We start from the raw sequence: 16,975 nt of genomic DNA, 5'->3' as shown, positions 1-16,975 counted from the left end.
GACGAAAGCCCCGCCGCGCGTCTGGCAGCGCATGCTGTCCGGCCGGCGGCTCGACCTCCTCGACCCCTCGCCGCTCGACGTCGAGATCGAGGACATCGCGCATGGCCTCGCCCGCGTCGCCCGCTGGAACGGCCAGACCGCCGGCGAGCATGCCTTCTCGGTCGCCCAGCACTCGCTGATCGTCGAGGCGCTGGTGGCGGAAAAGGAGAGCGACCCGCGCTGGCGGCTGGCGGCGCTGCTGCACGACGCGCCCGAATACGTCATCGGCGACATGATCTCGCCCTTCAAGAGCGTCATGGGCGGCGACTACAAGCTGGTCGAGGAGCGCTTGCACGTCGCCGTGCACCGGCGTTTCGGCCTGCCGACGACGTTGCCGCCAGCGATCGCCAAGGCGATCAAGGCCGCCGACCGGCTGTCGGCCTATTTCGAGGCGACGCTGATCGCCGGCTTCCGCGCCGACGAGGCCTCGGCCTTCTTCGGCGCACCGGACGGCGCCGCGCTGCCGGAAAGCGATTTCGCCGCCCGCCCCGCCGGCGAGGTCGGCCGGGCCTTCGTCGCCCGCTTCGAGGAACTGGACCGCCTGCTTCATCCCGCCACTGCCGCCGCCCGAAGGTCGCGATGACCTTTCCGCGGTCGTGCCGCTGACCCAGATACTTGCATTCGCCCGATCTCCACGCGCGCCGGCTTTCCCGGGCCGAGATCGGGCCGCCGGAGCCTCCCATGACCTATCTCGTCGTCTCTTCCCTCGCGGACCTGCCGGCCACCGTCGCTGAGCACGGCGCGCTCGACGTGGTGACGCTGATCAACATCGACACCCCCGTCGAACGGCCCGTGACCATCACCGCCGAGCGTCACCTGTTTCTCGGCATGAACGACATCGTCGCCCCGATCGACGGCATGACCGCGCCGGCCGAAGACCATCTCGATCAGCTCCTCGCTTTCGGCCATCGCTGGGACCGCGCGACGCCGCTCGCCGTCCACTGCTGGGCCGGGATCAGCCGCTCGACGGCCGCCGCCTACATCCTGGCGCTGGCGATCAATCCCGATCTCGACGAGGAAGCGCTGGCGAAGGAGCTGCGCCGCCGCGCCCCCTCGGCGACGCCGAACGCCCGCCTCGTGGCGCTCGCCGACGCGAAGCTGGCGCGCGACGGCCGCATGACCCGCGCCATCGCCGCCATCGGCCGCGGCGCCGACGCCTACAGCGGCACGCCTTTCATCCTGCCGCTGACGCTGTAGGGCAGGCCTGGGTTGATGCCGGGCTTTGTGCCGTTGCGCGTGTCGCGCCCAGCCAAGGTGCCACCCTCTCAGATTAGTTATCCCGGGCTTGACCCGAAACCCATGCCGAGGCGCTGTCCCTGCCCAATCGGGTCAGGATCGGGAATGTCCGCCGTCCTCGATCATGTTCAGCGATTTGGAATGGGTCCCGGATCAAGTCCGGGATGACGATTCGGAGAGGACGTGCTCTTCGTTCGGCAGGCGGTGACATCGTCTGCCACCCTACAAAATTCGTCATTGCAGGCTTCACCCAGTACCCATGCCCCAGCGATGACGCGGCATTTTGGTACCGGATTGGCGCGTTGAAGCCCCGGCATGGTTCCCCGGGGCCGGGGCCCGAGGATGACGAAACTGAGAAGTCTGCGGCTCGGGGAACGATGTAGAGCGCAGCCGCTCGACGAGATCGGCGTGCCTCGCGACATCGATGGACGTCCCTGCCGCCCCGCCCTCCGTGGCCGCAGCCGCGCGCCGGCGCGTCGGAGCCTGCCGTCAGGCCTCAGCCGGCCTTCGGCTGGTAGACGTTCGCCTCGCCTGGAAACGCCTTCGTGCGCACAGCCTCGGCATAGGCTTCGACGGCCGCAGTGACGGCCTCGCCGATGGCGCCGAAGCGGTGGACGAAGCGGGGCACGCGCGGCGAGAGGCCCAGCATATCCTCCAGCACCAGGATCTGCCCGTCGCACTCGGCCGAGGCGCCGATGCCGATGGTCGGGATGTCGAGGTTTTGCGTGATCTTCGCCGCCAGCGGCTCGACGACGCCCTCCAGCACCACGGCAAAGGCGCCGGCCTCGGCGACGGCGGCGGCGTCCGCCTCGATCGCCGCCCATTGCTCGCGTTCGCGCCCTTGCGTCTTGAAGCCGCCAAAGGTGTTCACGGCCTGCGGGGTGAGCCCGACATGCGCCATCACGGGAATGCCGCGGGTCGTCAGGAACCGAATGGTCTCGGCCATGTGCGCGCCGCCCTCGAGCTTCACCGCGCCGCAGCCGGTCTCGGCCATGAGCCGCGCCGCGTGGCGGAAGGCCGTCTCGGGGCTCGCCTCGTAGCTGCCGAAGGGCAGATCGACGACGACGAGCGACCGGGCCGAGCCGCGCACCACGCTGGCGCCGTGCAGGATCATCATCTCCAGCGTCGCCGAGAGGGTCGAGCCGAGGCCGTGCTCGACCATGGCGAGGCTGTCGCCGACCAGCAGCAGGTCGCAGAAGGGATCGACGAGACGGGCGGTACCGGCGCTGTAGCTGGTCAGCGCGACGATCTTCTCGCCGCCCTTGCGGGCCCGGATCGAGGGCGCGCTCTGGCGCTTGGTGATGATCTCGGCGCTCATGCCGTTTTCCTCTTCTGGTTTGCGCCGGCAGCGCCGGCCATCTCCCGCTGGTCGAGCAGGAGGACGCTGCCGAAGGGCACGGTGACGAGGACGACGACCGGCGCCGCGCCGATGACGTCGAGTTCGCCCAGCGTCGCCGCCAGCCGCACGTCGACCGCGGGCGTGCCGGCCCGGGATTCCCCGGCAATCGTCTGCCGCACGGCCTGTGCCACTGCGGCTGGATCGCGCTCGCCGCCGGCGACCATCGCCTCGGCGAGATCCAGCGCCCGCGACACCACGGCGGCGGCGGAGCGGTCTTCCGGCGACAGCCGGACATTGCGCGAGGAGGCGGCGAGCCCGTCGGCCTCGCGCACCGTCGGCACGCCGACGATCGCGATATCGAAGGAGAGGTCGCGCACCATCCGGCGCACCACCGTCAGCTGCTGAAAATCCTTCTCGCCGAAATAGGCGCGGGAGGGCTGGACGATGTTGAAGAGTTTGGCGACGACCGTCGCCACGCCCTGAAAATGCCCGGGCCGCTGCGCCCCGATGAGGATCGTCGAGAGCGGCGCCACGTCGATCGTGGTCGCCATGGATTCGGGATACATGTCGGCGACATCCGGCGCGAAGACGATGTCGACCCCATGCTCGGCGCAGAGTTTGAGGTCCCCTTCGAGATCGCGCGGATAGGTGTCGAGATCCTCGTTCGGGCCGAACTGCGTCGGATTGACGAAGATCGAGACGACGACGAGGCCGTTCTCGCCCCTCGCCTGGTCGACCAGCGCCATGTGCCCGCGGTGGAGATAGCCCATGGTCGGCACCAGCCCGATCGACTGCCCCTCGCGGCGGGGCGCAGACAGGGCCGCGCGCAGATCGGCGATGCGGGAAATCAGGATCGGTTTCATCATGCTGCCGTAGGGTGCCAAAGCTTTCGGCACGCTTTGCCATTTTTGCAGGCGTTCGTCACGCGGCAATGGCGGCGGGGGCGCTACCCGGCCGCGAAGGCGCTCCCCGATGGAGGGGGACTGACGGCTTTCCTGACGCTTTCTGTGAACCAGACCTTGGCGCCATCGCATGATGCAGGGCTGCCTTGCCGGAAAGGCTATGGAACGTCGGCCGTTCGCTCCGAAGAATTCTCGTTCCTCAAACCCAGGCTGGATGCCGATCTTCGCGCTTCCTCGGCCAGCGTCTCGAAGTGATGCCGTCGGCCACTGTTCTCGCGAAAATACAGGCCGATGGGGCGTGTCTCCCGCCAGTCCTCGATGGTGATCAGCCGCACGTCATCGGTGGGCCGGAACTCGGCACGGGCATAGAGTTCCGGAAAAAGCGAGCACCCCATTCCGATGGCGATCATCTGCCGGATCGCGTCGAGGCTTGTTCCCTGGTAATCGTCGACGATGACAGCGCCGGAAGCCTCCGCCAGATGCTGGACATTCTCCAGCAGGCGATTGCCGCTTCCCAAGGCCAGAAGCTGTTCACCCCTTAAGTCCCCGATGCCGACACGGCTTGCGGACGCCAGGCGATGGTCGGCCGGAACGCCGAGATACAGGCGCTCGACGCCGATTGCGATCTCGCTGAGGCCCGGCATGTCGCAGGCCGGGCCTATGCCGCAGTCGAGCGTGCCTTCAAAAACCGCGGACTCAATGGCGGCCGGACGGTCCTCCTGAATATGGATCCGGAGGGCGGGATAAGCACGGTGGATCGGCGGCAGGAAGGTGGGAAGGAAATAGGGCCCGAAGCTGGGGGGTGTGCCGATCCTCACCAGTCCGCCGAGGTTGCGGCGGTCCTTCCCTGCGGCATCCACAAGGTCTGTCAACGCGGCCAGCGTCAGGCGTGCGCCGCGGACGAAACGTTCTCCGGTCGGCGTGAGCAGGATCGCCGAGGGGGTCCGCTCGAAGAGCTGAACATCGAGCCCGTCCTCGACGCTGGCGATCTGAACGGAGAGCGTCGGCTGGGACACGTTGCAGCGTCGTGCCGCCTTGCCGAAATGGCCGCACTCGGCCACAGCGACGATGTACTCCAATTGCCGGAACGTCGGACGGAAAGGCATTGGCGATAGCTTCGGACTAACGCAGTCATTGGGACAATGAATTAGAACTATCGAGGCGCGATGCCGACATCAACCGTGTCTTCAACATGGAGGTTCCCATGGACACGTTCCTGGTTTCGCTACAAAAACACCGCGATGCCCTTCAGGACAAGATCGACGAGGAGCATGCGCGCCCGGCTCCCGATAGCCTTCGGCTCCGGAGCTTGAAGAAGCTGAGGCTGTATCTTCGCGAACGCATCGAGTTTCTCGAGCACCGCAGCCGCAGCGGCACCATACGAAAGATCCCGGTCGTGAGCCGCCGGTCGTTCCGCGTGCCCGTCGCCCCGTCATCGGCGTGACGATTCTCCACGAACGGCATCACCGGACGGCAATGTCGGTCGCCGTGGTTTCCTGGATCGGTGCGGCCTTGTTCGTCATCTGGACCGTCTCTGCGCTCGCGATCTATGCCGCCATCGCTTGGACTGACGAGCGAGCCGTCAGCGGTTTCTGGCTGGCGGGTTCGGCGCTCATTGCCCTCACCACGATGCTTCTTCGTCGCTTCGTGGTGCGTGTCGGCTGACGACGGGCCCGGCCGTTCGCGCAAGCTGCGAGCGGCCGGGTTCCGGCCCTCGGGTCCTTCTGACGAGAGCCGCCGGCTCTCGTCATATCGACCCTCGCCCCCATCGGCCGCGCGCTCGAACGCACCCCATCACCGCAATTGATCCCTCCCATCACCCAAACGCGCTTGCCCCGCCGCCGCCGGCGGCTCAACATCGGTCGTCGCCTTGCTGGAGCCCGCCCATGACGCTTTCCGCCACCCAGCGTGCCCCTGCGACCGTGCCGTGGCTGGCCATCGGCGCCGGCTGCCTGATCGCCATGCTGACCTTCGGGCCGCGCTCGGCGATCGGCTTCTTCCAGCTGCCGATGCTGGCCGACAGGGGCTGGAGCCGCGAGGATTTCGCCATCGCCATCGCCCTCCAGAACCTGTTCTGGGGCGCCGGGCAGCCTTTGTTCGGGGCGGTCGCCGACAAGTTCGGGACCGCGAAAGTGCTGGTCCTGTCGGGCCTTCTCTATGCGACGGGCCTTGCCGTCACGGCCTTTGCGCCCTCGCCGCTGTGGCTGACGATCGGCTCCGGCGTGCTCGTCGGCCTGGCCGTCGCCGCCGGCTCCTTCGGCATCGTGCTCGCGGCCTTCGCCCGACGGGTGGCGCCGGAGCAGCGCTCCTTCGTCTTCGGGCTCGGCACCGCCGCCGGCTCGCTCGGCATGTTCGTCTTCGCGCCGCTGAGCCAGGGCCTGATCGACACTTTCGGCTGGGCCGATTCGCTGCTCGTGCTCTCGGCGATGATGCTGCTCGTGCCGGTGCTCGCCATCGGCCTGCGCGGCAACGGTTCCCGGCCGAAGCTCGGAAAGGCCGAGATCGAGCAGACCATGGGCGCGGCGCTGCGCGAGGCGTTCGCGACGAAAAGCTATCTTCTCCTCACCTCGGGCTTCTTCGTCTGCGGTTTCCAGGTCGCCTTCATCACCGCGCATTTTCCCGCCTACATCGCCGATCTCGGCATCGCCCCGGTCTGGGCGGTGACGGCGCTGGCGCTGATCGGCTTCTTCAACGTCATCGGCTCGATCGCGTCCGGCATGATCGGCCAGCGCTATTCCAAGCCGATCTTCCTCGCGCTGATCTATCTCGGCCGCTCGGTGGTGGTGACGATCTTCCTGCTGGTGCCGGCCTCGCCGGCGACGGTGGTGGTGTTCTCGATTGTCATGGGCCTGCTCTGGCTCTCCACCGTGCCGCCGACGAACGCCCTCGTCGCGATCATGTTCGGCACGAAATATCTCGGCCTGCTCGGCGGGTTGGTGTTCTTCTCGCACCAGATCGGCTCGTTCCTCGGCGTCTGGCTGGGGGGAAAACTCTATGCGCAGACGGGCAGCTACGACGTCGTCTGGTGGCTCGGCGTCGGCATGGGGATTTTTGCGGCGCTCGTGCACTGGCCGATCCGCGAGGTGCCGGTCCAGCGCGCGCTCGGGCCGGCCTGAGGGCGAGGTTCACCCGGGGCGGTCCATCCCCTGCCCCGCCCGCCGCGCGCGGCATAGCTTCCGCCGAGCTGAACACAGGCCGGAGAGCGTCGGCGGGTCACGGGGCACCTGCGACGTCGCGGCCCGAAGGGCCAAAACCCTCAGCCCGGCAGGTCGGCCAAAACCTCATCGTCCCGCGGCAGCCGCGCCGCGCCGTTCTGCCGCGCGATGGCGGCGATCAGCGGCTCGCGCGAGGGCGGCTCGGCGATGGCGCGGGCCGACCAGACGTGGCGGGCGAGAAAATAGCGCGTCATGGCAAAGCCGTCGGCGAGCGCCGCGGCATCGGCCCGGCCGCCCGTCGCACCGAGAAAACCCGGCAGCGCCAGCAGCTTGTCGTGCCAGGGCAGGCCCGCCTCGGCCGAGACGGCACGGCCGGATTTCGGCGAGACGTAGACGAGATTGTCCCGCGTGCCCGTCGCCGCACAGGTCTCGAGGTCGAGGCCGAAGCCGAGCTCCTCCAAAAGCGCGATCTCGAAGCGCAGCACGAGTTCGCCCGCCTGCACGGGATCGTCGAGATGGTCGACGATGATCTTCAGCCCATCATAGAGCCGGGGATGGGCGTCGCGCTCGGGCAGCAGGCGGAGATGCGCGGCCAGCAGCTGGATGCCGTGCAGGCCGACGGGCGTCTCCATCAGGCGGGCGGCGCGCAGCTCGATCGGCTCGATGGTCATCGTGCCCATGTGCTCGTCGAGCCGGGCGTGCCAGGTCGCCTCGACCTGGTTGCCGGGCTGCAGCACCGGCTGCTGCTTGCGCGAGCGGCCGCCGCGCACGAGGCCGAGATGGCGGCCGCGATCGCGCGTCATCAGCTCCACGACGACGCTGGTCTCGCCGAGCTTGCGAACGCCGAGGACGATCCCCTGCTCACGCCATTCCATGGAAGGCCTTTCTCAGGTCGAGAAGTCGAGGCCCATTTCGCGGTAGCGCTCGGGGTCATCACCCCAGTTCTCGCGCACCTTGACGAAGAGGAAGAGGTGGACCTTTTCCTCCGCGACTTCGCCGATTTCGCGCCGTGCCGCCGAGCCGATGGCCTTGATGGTCTCGCCCTTGTGGCCGATGACGATCTTCTTCTGGCTCTCGCGCTCGACGAAAATGGTCTGCTCGATGCGGATCGAGCCGTCTTCGCGCTTTTCCCAGAGCTCGGTTTCGACATGGCTCGCATAGGGAAGTTCCTGGTGCAGGCGCAGGAACAGCTTTTCCCTAGTGATCTCGGCGGCGAGCTGGCGGATCGGCAGATCGGTGATCTGGTCTTCCGGATAGTACCAGGGACCGGGAGGCAGGCGGGTGGCGAGCCAGGCCATCAGGTCGGCGCAGCCAAAGGCCTTCAGCGCCGAGATCATGAACACTTTTTCGAACTCGACGCCGCGCTCGGTGAGATCCTTGGTCAGCGCCAGCAGCTTTTCGCGGGGAACGGCGTCGATCTTGTTGAGGAGGAGGACGACCGGGCGCTTGGATTCCTTCAGCCGGTCGAGGATGGATTCGACGTCGCCGGAAATGCCGCGCTCGGCGTCGATGATCGCCATCACGACGTCGGCGTCCTTGGCGCCGCTCCAGGCGGTCTTCACCATGGCGCGGTCAAGCCGGCGCTTGGGCTGGAAGACGCCGGGCGTGTCGACGAAGACGATCTGGGTGCGGTCCTCGATGGCGATGCCGCGCACCAGCGCGCGCGTCGTCTGCACCTTGTGGGTGACGATCGAGACCTTCGTGCCGACCAGCTGGTTGACCAGCGTCGACTTGCCGGCGTTCGGCGCGCCGAGGAGGGCGACGAAGCCCGAGCGCGTGCCGGCCTCGACGGCGGCGGCGGTCGCGGCTTCCGCGGCGGTTTCGGCGGGTTTTGCCGTTTCGCTGATGTCTGGTTCTTCGCTCACGTCTCGTCCTTCCAGACACCTTCGCGGATCAAGACCGCGGTCGCGGCCTCCTGCTCCGCCAGCCGCTTGGAGCGGCCAGTTCCCTCGGCGGGGTCGACATTCTCGATCACCGCCTTGACGGTGAACAACGGATCATGGTCGGGGCCGGTGCGCGCCGTGATCTCGTAGCGCGGCACCACGGTGGTGCGCGTGTGCACCCATTCCTGCAGCGCCGTCTTGGCGTCGCGCCGGGCCGATACCGCGGCGGCGAGCCTTGGCCCCCAGAGCCGGTGGATCACCGCACGGGCATCCTCCAGGCCGTTGCCGAGATAGATCGCCGCGATCAGCGACTCTACCACGTCGGCGCGGATGTTGCGGCTCTTCTCGCCCTTCACCTTCTTGACGTCGCCGCCATGCCGGATGAAGTCGCCGAGGCCGATCTCGTCGGCGACCTCGGCGCAGGCCTCGGCCGAGACCAGCGAGTTGAGCCGGAGCGACATCTCGCCCTCGCTCGCTTGCGGAAACATCTCGAACAGCTTTTCGGCGATGACGAGGCCGAGGACGCGGTCGCCCAGGAATTCGAGCCGCTCGTAGCTCGAGGCGGCGCCGCCCTGGCGCATGCTGGCATGCGTCAGGGCACGCTCCAGCCGGGGGCGGTCCAGCGGCTCGACGCCGAGGCGCCGCTCGAGTTCGTCGAGCCCCGGCCTCTGCTTCAGCTTAGCCATGAGAAGAAGCGGCTCGGGCGCAGCTCGGTCGGCCAGTCCCAGATCTTCAGCGGCGAGGAATTGCCGCCGATGGAGAAGAAGATGACCTGCGCCTTGCCGACGAGATTTTCGGCGGGCACGTAGCCGACGTCGAAACGGCTGTCGAGCGAGTTGTCGCGGTTGTCGCCCATCATGAAATAGTGGTCCGGCGGGACGACGAATTCGCGCGTGTTGTCACCGGTCGAATTGGGGCTGAGGTCGAGGGTGAGATAGGAGACGCCGTTCGGCAGGGTCTCGGTGAACTGCTGGACCTTGGAGCCATCCTCGGCGGTGAACTCGCCGGCGGCCTCGCGCGGCACCGCGACGTCGTTGAGGAAAAGAATGCCGTCCCGCACCTGGATGCGATCGCCGGGCAGGCCGATCAGCCGCTTGATGTAGTCGGTCTCCTCGTCGCCCGGCTTGCGGAAGACGATGACGTCGCCGCGCGTCGGCGCCATGGCGATGATCCGGCCCTCGAAGGGCAGATAGCCGATCCACGGCTTCAGCGAGGGAAAGGAATATTTGCTGTAGCCGTAGCTCCACTTCGAGACGAAGAGGTAGTCGCCCTGCACCAGGGTCGGCATCATCGAGCCCGAGGGAATCGAGAAGGGCTGGAACAGCACGGTGCGGATGACCAGCGCCAGCAGCAGCGCCTGGACGATGACCTTCACCGTCTCGCCGAAGCCGCCGCTCGTCTTCGTTTCGGCCTGATCGACCATGGACTTTCCTTCGATGTAACGGGCGGCGGGGCCGCTTTTGGCGCTGTACTAGCGGCTCAGCCCAGTCGGGGCAATGGAAACCGGCGGGGAGTGTCGGCCAGCCCCGCGCGGGCGCCGCCACGGCCTGACATCACGACGGCTCGCGCGCGGCCGCGGCAGCCGGCGCACGGTCCCGGCGCCGCAGTTCGGCGCGGGCCAGGAGGTTGCGCGTGCGCCGTTCCTGGAAGCTCTTGGCGGCGACATAGATGATGGCGTAGCTGACGACGCCGAAGAACAGGCCGAGCGGCACCGAGCCGACGAGCATCGGCTTGATGAAGGGATCCCAGACCGCCCAGAAGTCGCCATGCGTCAGCGCATGGCCGAGACCGACCGGCGCCGTCCCGTCGATCGTCTCGGCCTTCAGGAGATAGCGCCCGACCTCGTAGGTGCTGGCCCAGATCGCCGGAAAGGTCAGCGGATTGCCGACGATGCAGCCGAGCGCGGCCGCCGCCATGTTGCCGGCGATGACATAGGCGACCGCGAAGGACAAAAGGAAGTGGAAGCCGATCAGCGGCGTGAACGAGGCGAAGGCGCCGGCGGCGAACCCGGCGGCGATCGCATGCGGCGTCGCCTGCAGCCTGAGGACGCGCTTCTGCAGGTAGCGCAGCGAGCGCGCAAACGAGCGCTTCGGCCAGAACATTGCGCGTGTCTTGGCCCAGAAGCCGAGCTTTTCCCGTCGTCGAAACAGCATGGCGGTTCCTATCGCGGGACGGCGCTGCCAAAGCACCCGTCCCCTTTCCCAATTGCAGCGCGCGCGATCCGTCGCGAAAGCCCGCGGCCGCCTCCCGCGATCGCGTCCCGCCGCCGACCAGCCATCTTATAGTGGCGACGACGGGCCAAAGGCGCTTCCGATCTGGGCAGGCTCATCGATGCCACCGGGAAGATCCGTGAACTTGCGGGCATCGGACGCCGTCCGGCCCGGCAGCGTCGGATGGGTCATCGCCCGAACGATCTCTTCCGCCGACTCGATCACGCCGACCCTCTCCAGGCCATGGAGCATGCCGATGGTCGAGATCAGATGAAGATTGGGCGGCCTGTTGATCACGCGGAACCCCGAATCCTTGAACAGGATCGCCACAGGGTCGCCCGCGGCGACATAGGCCGACAGTCCGTCCTCGGAGGACATGAAATCGACGATCGCCAGTTCCCCTGCGTTTTTCTTCAGCTTCGCGCCTTCGGCGCGCTTGGTCCGCTCCATCGTGCCGATGTCGGTCGTCTCGACGATAAAGGGGGGCTGGTTGGTGTCGATGAAGGCCTTCACCTCGCGGTCCTTCAAATAGGCCGGATCACTGGTCATCTCGTCATAGACCGCATCCACCACGACGATGCGCATGTCGAGGCGGAGCAGGAGGTCGAGCCGGCCCGCGACCCAGAGACTGTTGAACGGCCCGGCATCCGCCATGACGATCGTGCAACGCTTCACCCCTGTCTCCAGAGCTTCTCGAACAGCGCGGCCTGATCCTCGATCTCCTGCGCGGAAGGACGCGGAATCGGGAGATCGGCATCGCCGAGCAGGATGAGCAATCCTGTGTAGTCGCGCAGCCCCAGGAGTTTGATCGCATCCCTTCTCGACAGCCTTCTCATGGAATAGGCGAGCAAGGGGTCATCGTCCGGCGGGGAGGTGCCGCCGCTCGTGACCGCCTCGAGATGAGAGCGCACGAGCGCGGTCATCGTCGTTCCATGCGAGGCGGCGTAGGCCTCTGCCTTCGAGACCAATTCTTCGGGAAGGTTCAACGTCGTCTGGCGCATCACGCTTCCCTCCGTCCACCGTCCGTATCCTGTATAGGCGAGCGCGGGGGAGCCGCAAACGCGCCGACGCACGGCGCCGCTTCCGTTGCCCGTCAGAGCGAGCGGCTACCCGGCTTGATCGGCGAAATTGCGGCGAGTTCGGGCGGCAGGTCGTCCGGCGCATAGGACGGCACGGCATGTTCGGCGAGCGCGATCAGCGGCACGCCGACATCGGCGACGCCGGCCGAGCGGTCGATGATGCAGGCGGCGGCCAGGACCTCGGTGCCCAGCGCCTTCATGCAGGTGATCGTCTCGCGGATCGACAGGCCTGTCGTGACGATGTCCTCGACGATCACCACGCGCGCGCCCTTGGGCACCTCGAAGCGGCGCAGCTGGAAGACGCCGTTCTCGCGCTCGACCCAGATCGCCGGGACCTTCAGGTGGCGCGAGGTCTCGTAGGCCGGGATGAGACCGCCGACGGCCGGGCCGACGACATAGTCGATCTCGCCGGGGATCTCGGCCCGGATGCGCGCCGCCAGCGCCCGGCAGAGCGTCTCCGTCAGGTCGGCATGCATGAAGACCCGCGCCTTCTGCAGGAAGACCGGGCTGCGGCGGCCGGAGCTCAGGATGAAATGCCCCTCCAGATAGGCGCCGGCCTGGCGGAAGATGTCGAGCACCTCGGCGCTGGTCATCGGGCTGCCGGTCGGGGCGCTGCTCATCGGGGCGCTGGTCGGGGGGATGGCGGTCACGCGTCTTCCTTTCGGGGCAGGTCGGGCTTTCGGGCCAGGTCGGCTTTCGGCGCAGGGTCGGCCGGAGCCTCAGTCGTTCATCCGCACGGCCTGCGAGACGCAGGCCTTGGCGCGCAGCTGGTTCAGCGTGCGCGTCAGGTGCTGCAGGTCCCACACCTCGAGATCGATCACCATGGTCGTGAAGTCCGGCGCCGTCTTGACGGTGGAAAGGCTGTGGATATTGGCGTCGTTGGCGGCGATCGTCTCGGCGATCTCGGCGAGCGTGCCGGGCTCGTTCGAGACGGAGACCTGGATGCGGGCGGGAAAGCGGATGTTCATCTCGGCATCGAGATCCCAGCGCACGTCGACCCAGCGCTCCGGCTCGTCGTCGAACAGGGTCAGCGCCGGGGCGTGGATGGGGTAAATGGTGATGCCCTTGCCGGGGTCCAGAATGCCGACGATCCGGTCGCCGGGCACGGCGCCTTCGGGGCCGAAATGCACGGGGGTGTCGGTACCGCCGCCGCGGATCGGTATGGCGAGCCCGCGCTTTTCCGCCTCGGCGACACTCGGGATGCGGAACATCATGCCGACGCCCGAGCGCAGGTTGAACCAGCCGTCCTCCTCGCCGCGCGGGGGCAGCCGCGTGACGCGGCTGTCCTGAAAATCGGGATAGACCGCCTTCAGGACATCGCCGGCGGCCAGCTCCCCGCGCCCGACCGCCGCCATGGCATCGTCGACATCCTTGTGCCCGAGCTTGCCGAGATAGGGTTTTAGCGCCTCGCGGGTGAAGGTCTTGCCGGAGCGGGTGAAGCTGCGCGTCAGCATCTGCTGGCCGAGGCCAGAATACTGCCGGCGGATCGCCAGGCGCGTCGCCCGCCGGATGGCCGAGCGCGCCTTGCCGGTGACGGCGACGGTCTCCCAGGCCGCCGGGGGCGTCGCCCCCTTGGAGCGGATGATCTCGACCTCGTCGCCATTGGCGAGTTCGGTCACCACCGGCATGATGCGGCCGTCGATCTTGACGCCGACACAGGTGTCGCCGACGTCGGTATGGACGGCATAGGCGAAATCGATCGGCGTCGCGCCGCGCGGCAGCGCGATCAGCCGGCCCTTCGGCGTGAAGCAGAAGACCTGGTCCTGGAACAGTTCGAGCTTGGTGTGCTCGAGGAATTCCTCCGGATTGTCGCCCTCGGCGAGGAGATCGATGGTGCGCCTGAGCCAGGCATAGGCGTTGCTTTCGGTCGACAGGACGACGCGGCCGTCCGCGCCCTCCGTCTCCTCGAAGGCGCCGTCCTTGTAGAGCGCGTGCGCCGCCACGCCCTGCTCGGCGATCTGGTGCATCTCGTGGGTGCGGATCTGCAGCTCGACGCGCTGGCGCGACGGCCCGACGATGGTCGTGTGGATCGAGCGGTAGTCGTTCTGCTTGGGGATCGAGATGTAGTCCTTGAACCGGCCGGGCACGAGCGGCCAAGTGCGGTGGACGATGCCGAGCGTGCGGTAGCAGTCGTCTTCAGTGGCCACCAGCACGCGAAAACCGAAGATGTCGGAGAGCTGCTCCAAGGACAGCGCCTTGCGCTGCATCTTGTTGAACACCGAATAGGGCTTCTTCTGCCGGCCCTTCACGGTCGCGGCGATGCCCTTCTCGGCCAGGCGCTCGGCGAGGTCCTTCTCGATCCGGGCGATGGTGTCGGCATGCTTGTCGCGAAGGTCGGCGAGGCGCGCCGTGATCGTCTCGTAGGCCTCGAAATTCACATAGCGGAAGGACAGGTCCTCCAGTTCCTCGCGCATGTCCTGCATGCCCATGCGCCCGGCGAGCGGGGCATAGATGTCCATGGTCTCCTGCGCGATGCGCTCCTGCTTGTCGGAGCGCATGTGGCCGAGCGTGCGCATGTTGTGCAGGCGGTCGGCGAGCTTGACGAGGAGGACGCGGATGTCGTCGGCGATGGCGAGCAGCAGCTTGCGCAGGTTCTCGGCCTGCTCGGCCTTCTTGGAGACGAGGTCGAGGCGCTTCAGCTTGGTCAGGCCCTCGACGAGCTGGCCGATCTTGGCGCCGAAGAGCTGTTCGATCTCCTTGCGGGTGGCGTCGGTGTCCTCGATCGTGTCGTGCAGCAGAGCGACGGCGATAGTCGCCTCGTCGAGCCGCATCGAGGTGAGGATCGCCGCCACTTCCAGGGGATGCGAGAAATACGGATCGCCCGAGGCACGCTTCTGGGCACCATGCTTCTGCATGGCATAGACATAGGCGCGGTTGAGGAGCGCTTCGTCGACATCGGGCTTGTAGCTCGCCACCCGCTCGACGAGTTCATATTGACGCATCATGGTTTCAGGAACGGGTCCTTTGGGGCATGCCGGGCCATGGAATGGCAAAAGGGCGCTTCGCAACTGCGAAACGCCCTTTCAATATAGGTGCTAAACCCCGTCAGCCGAAAGGCTGAACTGCGGATGCGCTTTAGAAATCGTCGCTTTTCTCCGGCGCGATCAGGCCTTCGATGCCCGAAAGAAGCTCGTCCTCGCTCATGCGGTCGAAGGCGATGTTGTCGTCGCCATCGTCCGCGGCGATCGCGGCGCGGCTGTCATCGGCGCGTTCGGCCGAGGTCGGGGCCTGCGGCTCCGGCTCGTCGACCTCGACATGCTTCTGCAGCGAATGGATCAGGTCTTCCTTCAGGTCGCCCGGCGACAGCGTCTCGTCGGCGATCTCGCGCAGCGCGACGACGGGGTTCTTGTCGTTGTCGCGATCGATGGTGATCTGCTGGCCCTGGGCGATCTGGCGGGCGCGATGACTGGCGAGCAGGACGAGCTCGAACCGGTTCTCGATCTTATCGACGCAATCTTCTACGGTGACGCGGGCCATGCCTGTCTCCTCAACGACAATTTTGAGCAATGAAGCTCGTGCCATAGCGGTTTCGCCGGCGGGGCACAAGGCACCGGCGGCAAGTTTGCCGCACCGCCCTCGCCGCGCCGCGCCGTCCCAGCGGGCGGATTTCGGCGTTGCGGCCTTGCCCGGCTACGGAAACAACGCGATTGGCATATTGGCCATCCATGCTTATGATCGCCGCCGTAGATCGACGCATGACGATGGCCAGTCACCGCATGCAGAACTGACCAGTTGCGAGATTCTGCCGAATACGATATTCCGTAGCTATGACTTGTTTAGACAGAGCGCAACTGCATTTCAGCTCCATTCATTTCCTTTGAAAGACCCTGATGTTCGACTCACGAGAAAAGATTGCCCTGTTCATCGACGGGGCCAATCTTTATGCCGCCTCCCGCAGCCTCGGTTTTGATATCGACTACAAGAAGCTGCTGCTTGCTTTTCAGAAGCGCGGCTATCTCCTGCGCGCCTACTATTACACGGCGCTGCTCGAAGATCAGGAATACTCCTCGATCCGACCGCTGATCGACTGGCTCGACTATAACGGCTACAGCCTGGTGACCAAGCCGGCGAAAGAGTTCACCGATGCCAGCGGGCGCCGCAAGGTCAAGGGCAATATGGACATCGAGCTCGCCGTCGACGCCATGGAATTGTCCGACACGGTCGACCATTTCGTCCTGTTTTCCGGCGACGGCGATTTCCGCTCGCTGGTCGAGGCGCTGCAGCGCAAGGGCCGCAAGGTCTCCGTGGTGTCGACGCTGACGACCAATCCGCCGATGATCGCCGACGATCTGCGCCGCCAGGCCGATCATTTCATCGACCTCGTCAGCCTGAGGACCGAGATCGGCCGCAGCCCTGCCGAGCGCGAGGCGCGACTCGCCCGCCGCGCCGAAGCCGATTCCGAACCGGGCCCGGATGCCGACGACGATTACTGAGCCGTCGCGCGACTGCCCGCTCTGCCCCCGCCTTGCCGCCTTCCGTGAGGCCTGGCGGGCGAAGGAGCCGTCCTGGCACAACGCGCCGGTCCCCGCTTTCCTGCCTTCAGCCGGCGCCGATGCGGTGCGGCTGGCGATCGTCGGCCTCGCGCCCGGCGTGCGCGGCGCCAATCGCACCGGGCGGCCGTTCACCGGCGACTATGCGGGCATGCTGCTCTATCGCACGCTTTCGGACTTCGGCTTCGCCAACGACCGCTTCGACGCGCGGACGGACGACGGGCTGGAGCTCTTCGGCACGGCCATCGTCAACGCGGTGCGCTGCGTGCCGCCGGAGAACAAGCCCGTGCCGGCCGAGATCCACACCTGCCGGCAGTTCCTGACGCCGACGATCCTCGGCTTCCCGAAACTCGCCGTGATCGTCACGCTCGGCCGCATCGCGCACGAGTCGACGCTGCGGGCCCTCGCGACCCCGCTCAAGGCCGCCCCGTTCTCGCATGGCGGCGGCCACGACGTGGGCGGCATAAGGATCATCTCGAGCTATCACTGCTCGCGCTACAACACGAACACCGGGCGACTGACCGAGGAAATGTTCCGCAACGTCTTCGCCGCGGCGGCCGAGCATCTGGCCGGCTGAAACGGGCCCTGTCCTTCCCGGGCAAGCTGACGCCGCCGCGAACCACCGGGTGCCCTTGCGCTCCC

At 67.0% G+C, this 16,975-nt stretch carries 20 protein-coding genes; 7 read left to right on the top strand and 13 right to left on the bottom strand.

The genetic code is table 11. From position 1 onward, the window contains the following. The first annotated feature begins 31 nt into the window (after window positions 1-31). Window positions 32-622: an HD domain-containing protein gene (locus IEX88_RS07720; RefSeq protein WP_188850320.1), complete on the top strand. Its 591-nt coding sequence runs from the start codon at window positions 32-34 to the stop codon at window positions 620-622. A gap of 98 nt (window positions 623-720) precedes the next feature. Then, complete coding sequence (locus IEX88_RS07715) at window positions 721-1,236, top strand: tyrosine phosphatase family protein (protein ID WP_188850013.1); 516 nt, start codon at window positions 721-723, stop codon at window positions 1,234-1,236. 535 nt (window positions 1,237-1,771) lie between these two features. Here IEX88_RS07715 and panB read toward each other — a convergent pair. The 3 genes from panB to IEX88_RS07700 all read right to left on the bottom strand — a co-directional run bounded on the left by panB (window position 1,772) and on the right by IEX88_RS07700 (window position 4,622). Then, window positions 1,772-2,593 carry a 3-methyl-2-oxobutanoate hydroxymethyltransferase gene (panB, locus tag IEX88_RS07710; RefSeq protein WP_188850012.1) on the bottom strand — a complete coding sequence of 274 codons (822 nt, stop codon included), beginning with the start codon at window positions 2,591-2,593 and terminating at the stop codon, window positions 1,772-1,774. Continuing rightward, window positions 2,590-3,477: a pantoate--beta-alanine ligase gene (gene panC, locus IEX88_RS07705; protein ID WP_188850319.1), complete on the bottom strand. Its 888-nt coding sequence runs from the start codon at window positions 3,475-3,477 to the stop codon at window positions 2,590-2,592. Before panC ends, panB begins: the two co-directional genes overlap by 4 nt. A 197-nt stretch (window positions 3,478-3,674) precedes the next feature. Further along, a complete protein-coding gene (locus tag IEX88_RS07700) occupies window positions 3,675-4,622 on the bottom strand; it encodes a LysR substrate-binding domain-containing protein (RefSeq protein WP_188850011.1) in 948 nt (315 codons plus the stop codon). A gap of 98 nt (window positions 4,623-4,720) precedes the next feature. Between IEX88_RS07700 and IEX88_RS07695 the strand changes: the two genes are divergently transcribed. The 3 genes from IEX88_RS07695 (at window position 4,721) to IEX88_RS07685 (ending at window position 6,632) form a co-directional block, all read left to right on the top strand. Then, window positions 4,721-4,960 carry an HP1242/YdcH family protein gene (locus tag IEX88_RS07695; RefSeq protein WP_188850010.1) on the top strand — a complete coding sequence of 80 codons (240 nt, stop codon included), beginning with the start codon at window positions 4,721-4,723 and terminating at the stop codon, window positions 4,958-4,960. Further along, complete coding sequence (locus IEX88_RS07690) at window positions 4,957-5,181, top strand: hypothetical protein (RefSeq protein ID WP_188850009.1); 225 nt, start codon at window positions 4,957-4,959, stop codon at window positions 5,179-5,181. The genes IEX88_RS07695 and IEX88_RS07690 overlap by 4 nt, the downstream gene beginning before the upstream one ends. Window positions 5,182-5,402: 221 nt before the next feature. Further along, window positions 5,403-6,632 carry an MFS transporter gene (locus tag IEX88_RS07685; protein WP_188850008.1) on the top strand — a complete coding sequence of 410 codons (1,230 nt, stop codon included), beginning with the start codon at window positions 5,403-5,405 and terminating at the stop codon, window positions 6,630-6,632. Window positions 6,633-6,772: 140 nt separating this feature from the next. Here the strand turns inward: IEX88_RS07685 and recO are convergent, their stop codons facing one another. From recO to rpoZ, 10 genes are all read right to left on the bottom strand, one after another. Next, the gene (gene recO, locus IEX88_RS07680) at window positions 6,773-7,546 is read right to left on the bottom strand and encodes a DNA repair protein RecO (protein WP_188850007.1); all 774 of its coding nucleotides are present in this window, start codon (window positions 7,544-7,546) and stop codon (window positions 6,773-6,775) included. A 12-nt stretch (window positions 7,547-7,558) separates the two neighbouring features. After that, window positions 7,559-8,536, bottom strand: coding sequence for a GTPase Era (gene era / locus IEX88_RS07675; protein WP_188850006.1), 978 nt, complete (start codon window positions 8,534-8,536; stop codon window positions 7,559-7,561). Next, entirely contained in the window at window positions 8,533-9,240 is a 708-nt protein-coding gene (gene rnc / locus IEX88_RS07670) for a ribonuclease III (RefSeq protein ID WP_188850005.1), read from the bottom strand. The genes era and rnc overlap by 4 nt, the downstream gene beginning before the upstream one ends. Continuing rightward, the gene (lepB, locus tag IEX88_RS07665) at window positions 9,228-9,977 is read right to left on the bottom strand and encodes a signal peptidase I (protein ID WP_188850004.1); all 750 of its coding nucleotides are present in this window, start codon (window positions 9,975-9,977) and stop codon (window positions 9,228-9,230) included. Before lepB ends, rnc begins: the two co-directional genes overlap by 13 nt. A 130-nt stretch (window positions 9,978-10,107) precedes the next feature. Continuing rightward, on the bottom strand, window positions 10,108-10,707 hold the full coding sequence (locus IEX88_RS07660; RefSeq protein WP_188850003.1) for a DUF2062 domain-containing protein: 600 nt from the start codon (window positions 10,705-10,707) through the stop codon (window positions 10,108-10,110). A gap of 126 nt (window positions 10,708-10,833) precedes the next feature. After that, window positions 10,834-11,349 carry a hypothetical protein gene (locus IEX88_RS07655; RefSeq protein ID WP_244639937.1) on the bottom strand — a complete coding sequence of 172 codons (516 nt, stop codon included), beginning with the start codon at window positions 11,347-11,349 and terminating at the stop codon, window positions 10,834-10,836. 86 nt (window positions 11,350-11,435) lie between these two features. Continuing rightward, window positions 11,436-11,765, bottom strand: a complete 330-nt coding sequence (locus tag IEX88_RS07650; protein WP_244639935.1) for a hypothetical protein — start codon at window positions 11,763-11,765, stop codon at window positions 11,436-11,438. A gap of 92 nt (window positions 11,766-11,857) precedes the next feature. Then, window positions 11,858-12,436, bottom strand: a complete 579-nt coding sequence (gene pyrE, locus IEX88_RS07645) for an orotate phosphoribosyltransferase (RefSeq protein ID WP_188850318.1) — start codon at window positions 12,434-12,436, stop codon at window positions 11,858-11,860. A 126-nt stretch (window positions 12,437-12,562) separates the two neighbouring features. Beyond that, window positions 12,563-14,788, bottom strand: coding sequence for a RelA/SpoT family protein (locus tag IEX88_RS07640; protein ID WP_188850000.1), 2,226 nt, complete (start codon window positions 14,786-14,788; stop codon window positions 12,563-12,565). Window positions 14,789-14,918: 130 nt separating this feature from the next. Continuing rightward, the gene (rpoZ, locus tag IEX88_RS07635) at window positions 14,919-15,320 is read right to left on the bottom strand and encodes a DNA-directed RNA polymerase subunit omega (protein WP_188849999.1); all 402 of its coding nucleotides are present in this window, start codon (window positions 15,318-15,320) and stop codon (window positions 14,919-14,921) included. Window positions 15,321-15,673: 353 nt separating this feature from the next. Here rpoZ and IEX88_RS07630 point away from each other — a divergent pair, with 353 nt between their 5' ends. Beyond that, window positions 15,674-16,276 carry a LabA-like NYN domain-containing protein gene (locus tag IEX88_RS07630; RefSeq protein ID WP_188849998.1) on the top strand — a complete coding sequence of 201 codons (603 nt, stop codon included), beginning with the start codon at window positions 15,674-15,676 and terminating at the stop codon, window positions 16,274-16,276. Continuing rightward, on the top strand, window positions 16,257-16,910 hold the full coding sequence (locus tag IEX88_RS07625; RefSeq protein WP_188849997.1) for a uracil-DNA glycosylase: 654 nt from the start codon (window positions 16,257-16,259) through the stop codon (window positions 16,908-16,910). The genes IEX88_RS07630 and IEX88_RS07625 overlap by 20 nt, the downstream gene beginning before the upstream one ends. Window positions 16,911-16,975: the final 65 nt, after the last annotated feature.

The sequence above is a fragment of the Aureimonas glaciei genome, assembly GCF_014643375.1.
GTDB classification, from domain to species: Bacteria; Pseudomonadota; Alphaproteobacteria; order Rhizobiales; family Rhizobiaceae; genus Plantimonas; species Plantimonas glaciei.
This window is presented reverse-complemented; position numbering and strand designations above follow the sequence as displayed.

Coding starts and splice junctions, on each gene's coding strand:
- IEX88_RS07720 (WP_188850320.1), top strand. CDS start 32: ATGCTGTCCGGCCGGCGGCTCGACCTCCTCGACCCCTCGCCGCTCGAC.
- IEX88_RS07715 (WP_188850013.1), top strand. CDS start 721: ATGACCTATCTCGTCGTCTCTTCCCTCGCGGACCTGCCGGCCACCGTC.
- panB (WP_188850012.1), bottom strand. CDS start 2,593: ATGAGCGCCGAGATCATCACCAAGCGCCAGAGCGCGCCCTCGATCCGG.
- panC (WP_188850319.1), bottom strand. CDS start 3,477: ATGAAACCGATCCTGATTTCCCGCATCGCCGATCTGCGCGCGGCCCTG.
- IEX88_RS07700 (WP_188850011.1), bottom strand. CDS start 4,622: ATGCCTTTCCGTCCGACGTTCCGGCAATTGGAGTACATCGTCGCTGTG.
- IEX88_RS07695 (WP_188850010.1), top strand. CDS start 4,721: ATGGACACGTTCCTGGTTTCGCTACAAAAACACCGCGATGCCCTTCAG.
- IEX88_RS07685 (WP_188850008.1), top strand. CDS start 5,403: ATGACGCTTTCCGCCACCCAGCGTGCCCCTGCGACCGTGCCGTGGCTG.
- recO (WP_188850007.1), bottom strand. CDS start 7,546: ATGGAATGGCGTGAGCAGGGGATCGTCCTCGGCGTTCGCAAGCTCGGC.
- rnc (WP_188850005.1), bottom strand. CDS start 9,240: ATGGCTAAGCTGAAGCAGAGGCCGGGGCTCGACGAACTCGAGCGGCGC.
- lepB (WP_188850004.1), bottom strand. CDS start 9,977: ATGGTCGATCAGGCCGAAACGAAGACGAGCGGCGGCTTCGGCGAGACG.
- IEX88_RS07660 (WP_188850003.1), bottom strand. CDS start 10,707: ATGCTGTTTCGACGACGGGAAAAGCTCGGCTTCTGGGCCAAGACACGC.
- IEX88_RS07655 (WP_244639937.1), bottom strand. CDS start 11,349: ATGCGCATCGTCGTGGTGGATGCGGTCTATGACGAGATGACCAGTGAT.
- IEX88_RS07650 (WP_244639935.1), bottom strand. CDS start 11,765: ATGCGCCAGACGACGTTGAACCTTCCCGAAGAATTGGTCTCGAAGGCA.
- pyrE (WP_188850318.1), bottom strand. CDS start 12,436: ATGACCAGCGCCGAGGTGCTCGACATCTTCCGCCAGGCCGGCGCCTAT.
- IEX88_RS07640 (WP_188850000.1), bottom strand. CDS start 14,788: ATGATGCGTCAATATGAACTCGTCGAGCGGGTGGCGAGCTACAAGCCC.
- rpoZ (WP_188849999.1), bottom strand. CDS start 15,320: ATGGCCCGCGTCACCGTAGAAGATTGCGTCGATAAGATCGAGAACCGG.
- IEX88_RS07630 (WP_188849998.1), top strand. CDS start 15,674: ATGTTCGACTCACGAGAAAAGATTGCCCTGTTCATCGACGGGGCCAAT.
- IEX88_RS07625 (WP_188849997.1), top strand. CDS start 16,257: ATGCCGACGACGATTACTGAGCCGTCGCGCGACTGCCCGCTCTGCCCC.